This is a genomic window from Actinoallomurus acaciae (genome assembly GCF_042429965.1).
Classification (GTDB): Bacteria; Actinomycetota; Actinomycetes; order Streptosporangiales; family Streptosporangiaceae; genus Actinoallomurus; species Actinoallomurus acaciae.
Genome location: NZ_JBHLZP010000495.1, coordinates 1016 through 6893, shown reverse-complemented (window position 1 = coordinate 6893; position 5878 = coordinate 1016). Strand labels below are relative to the sequence as shown.

The following is a 5878-nucleotide window of genomic DNA, read 5'->3' as shown; positions in this document are numbered from 1 at the left end:
GGCAGCGCCGCGCCGGCCGCCACCGGCGTCAGGCACGGGACCGCGATCGGTCCGCTCGCCGAGGCGTGCGCCGTACCGGCGCCTGGGGCCGTGTGCTGGTCCGAGCGGCCCGCGAGTGCGCTGGTGTCCGTACGCCGGGCGCCGAGACCTCCCTGCCTGGGCCTGGCCGCGAACGTCGTGCCCGCTGCCCCGCCGGAGTGTCAGGTCACTCCCGGGCCGGCAGGTCGATCGGGCGGCCCTCCTCCAGGAGTGCGGCGATGCCCGGAACGGTGATGTCGTCCATCAGTCTGCGGACCTCGTCGGTCAGTGGCAGCGGCATGCCGACGGCGCGAGCCATCCGCCGGGCGTTGTCGATGTCCTTGACGTACCACGTCAGGCGCATCAGCTCGATCTCGCGGAGGGTGCGGCTGTCGGTCGGTCCGGCGGCGAGCGCGGGACGCATCAGCTCTGGTGGCACGCCGAGCCGCGAGCCGAGGGAGAGCGCCTCGGCGATCGCGGCGATCTGAGCCCAGTGGATCAGGTTGTTGACGGTCTTGCCGACCTGACCGCACCCGAGCGCGCCCAGGTGGTGCACTGCCGAGCAGAAGGCGTCGAACACCGGACGGGCACGCCGCAGCGGCGCCTCGTCCCCGCCGACCAGCAGGTTGATCTCCCCGGCCTCGGCGCCGCGCACGCCGCCGGTCAGGGCCGCGTCGAGCACGTCCACGGCGTTCGCCGCGCCGGCCAGCGTGCGGCACGTCTCGGGGCGTACCGAACTGCAGACGACGAGCACCGAGCCGGGCTTGAGGAACGCCAGCAGCCCGCCGTCCGGCAGGCACGCCTCCAGCACGTCCTCGTCGCCGCGCAGGCAGACCAGGCAGACGTCGGTGCCCGCGGCGAGCTCCGCGAGCGAGTCACAGACCCGGGCGCCGAGCGCGGCCAGCGGCCGGGCCGCCTCCGGATCGAGGTCGAGGCACCGTACGTCGAATCCGGCCCGGCGGATGTGTCCGGCGATCGGACCGCCCATCGCGCCGAGTCCCAGCGCGCCCACCACTGTCATCCCATGGCCTCCCTCGGCGGACCGGCCCCGGAACCACATGCCCGTGTCGCCCCCCGGCGCAACGCCCGCGGCCGGCCACGAACGGTCACAACTTCCGCACTATGGCATGTTGGTAAGACCATTTTCAACGCCGAGAAGCGCATGACCGAGCGTGCCGACGCCATGACAGCTCGTCGTCGTTCCGCGGTCTCATTGACCAGCCCCCCTGTTAGGTATAAAGGTAGTACCAATGGAGTGCAGCATACGGCGGGCGACACACCCGCGCGGGTATCGGCCGACGCGCCGATCGTCGGGGCCGGTCCGACCGGGCTGTCCCCCGTCCCCTGCGTGCTCGGCGTCGTGACGGCCCGGGCGGACCGCTTCCGCCCCGTCGTGGCTGCGCGACGAAGACCACTGGAGGTTCACATGGGCAAGAGCGGGCGGGTGTTTCTGCGTGGCATCACGTCGGAGACCTACGGGCTGAAGGAGTTCCGGCGCCGGCAGCTGACCGCACCCCGGGTCCGCGACGACTCGGTCGTCGTCGACGACGCCAAGGTCGCCCACTCCGGTGACTCGGAACAGTCCCGTACGTGGTGGCGGATCGGCCCGGGCGACGACCCGTTCCTGACCCAGAGCCTCCAGGTCCACTTTGTCGAGCTTCCGCCCCATTCCTCCAACCACGGCCACGGGCACCAGAACGAAGCGGCCTTCTACATCCTGGAGGGCGCCGGCTATGAGATCCACGACGACCAGCGCTACGAATGGGCCAAGGACGACCTCGTCCTGGTCCACACCGACTCCGTTCACCGCCACTTCAACCCCCACGACCAGACCGCCCGTTGCCTGGTGATGAAGGCCAAGTCCCTGTGGATGTACCTGGGTCTCATCCAGCAGGGACGCAGCGGCCCGGTCGAGGACGAGGACCGCTTCGGGCCGCGCGAGGACTGGGGCGCGATCTGGACGCCCGGCGTGGCCGACCGCAAGAAGGTCGTCAAGCCCGCCGACACGCCCTGGGAGACCACCCCCCTCGGCCGCGTGCGCGTGCTGTCCTCCCCCCGGCACACCGACGTGCGGACCTTCAGCGTCGACGCCTTCGTCCTCGACATTCCGGCCGGGAGCCGGTCGGGCAAACGCTGGCACATGGCCGACGAGGTGCTGTACGTGCTCTCCGGCGAGGGGTACAGCCTGCACTGGGAGGTCGAGGCCGAGATCGCCGAACGCTACTACGCGCGGGTGGCCAAGGAGCCGACGCGGCACGAGATCAAGGCCGGCGACACCCTCTACGTCCCCCACAACACCGTCGCCCAGCACTTCGCCGCCGACGGAACCCCGCTCCGGCTGCTCTCCGGGCAGAACCGCATCTTCAAGCACCTCGGCTACGACAACGTCGTCTACCTCGAGAACGCCCCCGAATACGACGACGCGCGCACTCCCGCGAACGCCGAGGCCTGAGGAGCGCTCATGCCGAACCGAACCACCACCCGCGTGACGCACTACCACGTGCAGAAGAAGCGTCGTGCGGAGTTCCTCGAGGAATGGCGCGGCTACCAGAAGACCGTCGTGGCCCGTGAGGACGTCGCGATGGCCGAGACGGCGCCGGGCGTACGCCGCGGGGTGTACGTCGGCGCGGACGGCGACCGTCCCACGCGGACGATGGACGCCCTCGCGCACGAGGTCGACCCGGGCACGGTCACGAACGTCAACCGGCACTCCTGGGACGTCATGGTCTTCTGCGTCGCCGGCCACGGCTGGGCCGAGATCGACGGCCGGCGCATCGACTGGGGACCCGGCGACTCGCTGCACCTGCCGCTGTGGTCCTGGCACCGCTTCGGCAACGACGGCACCGAGCCCTGCCGGTACCTGACGTTCTCCGCCGAGCCGCTCATGTCCACCATGGGCTACTCCATCTACGAGGACGGCGGCGACACCCCGTACGCCGAGCTGCCGCCCAAGCCCGTGCAGTCGCCGGCGATCCCCGGGGCCGACCCGTACGCCCGGCGCAGCCAGCGCCTCGCGGCCGAACAGGACCGCCGGCGCAACGGCCGGCTCCACACCGGCTGGGACGAGCTGGAACTGCTCAACACCCCTCGCGGCACCCGGACCACGTTCCTCCTCGACCGGGCGATCGGCTACCAGGCGTCGGGCATGTCGATGGCGATGTTCGAGATCGGGCCCGGCCGGGGCCAGTCGATGCACCGCCACCCCGGAGAGGCCTGGCTGTACGTCGTGGAGGGTCACGGCAGGTCGTTCCTCGGCACCGAGCCCGAGGTCGGAGAGTTCCACGAGTGGAAGAAGGGCGACATCATCGTCGTCGACCACTACCTGTGGCACCAGCACCTCAACTCCGACCCGGACCACACCGCCAAAGTCGTGCGCATCCACATGTTCGACAGCCTCCTCGACACGATGCGCGTCCTCATGGACCCGATGGTGCTGTTCGAGGAGCCACCGGACGCGATCCGCGACAAGCAGGCCGGCGATCCCAGCACCATCGACTGGCCGGCCCTCACCCGGCCCACCTGGGAATGGTGAACGGACCGGCGCTGCCGGAGGGCGTGCTCTCGCTGCACGCCCTGCCCGCCGATCATCACGAGGGCCCCTGGGACCACATCGTCACGCCACCGGGCCTGAAGGAACGGCTGCTCTCCCAGGCGCTGCTCACCCTCCTGCACGGGCGGCGCCTGGCGACCCTCGCCGGGCTGCCGCACGGGCTGATCGTGCTGGCCGGCCCGCCCGGCACGGGCAAGACCACCCTCGCCCGTGGCCTCGCCCAGCGCGCCGCCCTCGCGGTGGCGCCGGAGGGCGCGACCACCTACCTGGAGATCGACCCGCACGCGTTCCCCTCCGAGCTGCTCGGCGAGAGCCAGCGGGCGATCACCCGGCTCCTCCGCGACACGATCCCCGAACTCGCGATGCGGCGGCCGCACACGATCGTGCTCATCGACGAGGTCGAGTCCTTCGCGGTGGCCCGCTCGGCGGCCTCCATGGAGACGAACCCGGTCGACGTGCACCGGTCCACGGACGCGGTGCTCGCCGGGATCGACGCCATCGCCGCCGAACTCCCCCGCGTGCTCTTCCTCACCACGACCAACTTCCTGACCGGCGTCGACGAGGCGTTCCTGTCCCGCGCCGACCTCGTCATCACGTTCGAGCTCCCCGACACCGCCACGATCGCCTCGATCATCGGCCACTCGCTGACCGAGCTCGCGGGGCTGTGGCCGGAGCTCGCCAAGCTGGCGGCCGACGAGGACCTGCACGCCCGCGTCGCCGCGCGGTGCGCGGGGTGGGACGGCCGCCGGGTGCGCAAACTCGTCCTCTCCGCCCTCGCACAGCGACTGGACGTCGCCATGGACCCCGGACGGCTCGAAGCGGACGACCTGGTGGCCGCGACCGGTGCGGCATGACCCTGACGGGAGAACCCATGGGCACGACGGACCAGCCCGCCTGGGGCTCGGACGTGATGGTGGAGTCGATGCGGGCCCTGGGCCTGCCGTACGTCAGTCTCAACCCCGGATCCTCGTTCCGCGGCCTGCACGACTCGCTGGTGAACCACGCGGGCAACGAGATGGAGATGATCTGCTGCCCGCACGAGAAGATCGCGGTCGGGGTCGCGCACGGCTACGCCAAGACCACGGGAACGCCGATGGGCGTCATCCTGCACAACGTGGTCGGTCTCCTGCACGGCGCCATGGGGATCTACTACGCGCACCTCGACCGCGCGCCGGTCGTCGTCCTGGGCGGGTCCGGACCGGCCACGCACGACCGGCGGCGACCCAACATCGACTGGATCCACTCGGCCAACGTCCAGGGCAACGCGGTCCGCGACTACACCAAGTGGGACCACGAGCCGCGCTCGGTCTCCGACGTGCCGACCACTCTCGCGCGGGCGTACCGGATCGCGACGAGCGAACCCTCCGGCCCGGTCTATGTGGCACTCGACGCCGGGCTGCAGGAGGACCCGCTGGACGAGCCGGTGGCGATGCCGGACTTCTCGCGCCTGGCGGCACCGTCGCGGATCGGCCCCGACCCGGCCGCGCTGCGCCGGCTCGCGGAACTCCTGTGCACGGCCGAACGGCCGGTGATCGTCCCCGGCTACGCCGGCCGTGACCCCGCGGCGTTCGGGCTGCTCACCGAGCTGGCCGAGGTGGTCGGCGCGGGCGTGGACGACACGGGCATCCGGCTCAACTTCCCCAACCGCCATCCGCTGTGCGTCACCGGGACCGCCGCCATCGAACGCGCCGACTGCGTCCTGTTCCTCGACGTCAAGGACATGGGCAAGCCGACGCAGCGGCTCGACTCGACGACCCGTACGATCTCCTCGCGCCTGGCGCCCGGCACCACCGTTCTCGACCTGGGCCTGGGCGACATCGGGATCTCCTCGTGGAGCGAGGACCACGCGGCCCTGCTGGAGACCGACCTCCAGGTCACCGCCGACACCGTCGTCGCCCTGCCGATGCTCCTCGCGCTCTGCCGGGAACTCATCGCCGCCGACGACGCGGACCGGGCCGGACGCCGGAGGACGTACGCCGCCGAACTGGCCGGCCTGCACGCCGACCGGCGCGCCTCCTGGGCGGCCGAGGCCGCGCGGCACGCGGACGACTCGCCGGTCTCCACCTCGCGGCTGGCCGCCGAGGTCTGGGACGTGGTCAAGGACCACGACTGGGTGCTGACCGCGGGCACCGCGGCCGAGTGGGCCCGGCGCCTGTGGGACTTCGACGCACCGCGCCGGCACCCCGGCCGCCAGCTCGGCACCGCCACGCAGATCGGCATCTCCCTCGGTGTCGCACTCGCCCACCGCGGCAGCGGGCGGCTCGTCGTCGACCTGCAACCGGACGGCGACCTGATGTTCGATGCCGGGGC

The 5878-nt window shown here is 71.7% G+C and carries 5 protein-coding genes; 4 read left to right on the top strand and 1 reads right to left on the bottom strand.

Going from position 1 to position 5878, the window contains the following annotated elements; translation table 11 throughout:
• Positions 1-205: 205 nt before the first annotated feature.
• Positions 206-1039: an NAD(P)-dependent oxidoreductase gene (locus ACFFNX_RS39845; RefSeq protein WP_378211342.1), complete on the bottom strand. Its 834-nt coding sequence runs from the start codon at positions 1037-1039 to the stop codon at positions 206-208.
• A 234-nt stretch (positions 1040-1273) separates the two neighbouring features.
• Between ACFFNX_RS39845 and ACFFNX_RS39840 the strand changes: the two genes are divergently transcribed.
• The 4 genes from ACFFNX_RS39840 to ACFFNX_RS39825 form a co-directional block, all read left to right on the top strand.
• Complete coding sequence (locus ACFFNX_RS39840) at positions 1274-2470, top strand: cupin domain-containing protein (protein ID WP_378211340.1); 1197 nt, start codon at positions 1274-1276, stop codon at positions 2468-2470.
• Positions 2471-2479: 9 nt separating this feature from the next.
• Positions 2480-3550 (top strand): cupin domain-containing protein, encoded by a 1071-nt coding sequence (locus ACFFNX_RS39835; protein WP_378211339.1) that lies wholly within the window; start codon positions 2480-2482, stop codon positions 3548-3550.
• Positions 3544-4422: an AAA family ATPase gene (locus ACFFNX_RS39830; protein ID WP_378211338.1), complete on the top strand. Its 879-nt coding sequence runs from the start codon at positions 3544-3546 to the stop codon at positions 4420-4422. Before ACFFNX_RS39835 ends, ACFFNX_RS39830 begins: the two co-directional genes overlap by 7 nt.
• Before the next feature lie 17 nt (positions 4423-4439).
• Positions 4440-5878 (top strand): thiamine pyrophosphate-binding protein (locus ACFFNX_RS39825; RefSeq protein WP_378211337.1); only part of this gene is annotated, 1439 nt, incomplete at its 3' end.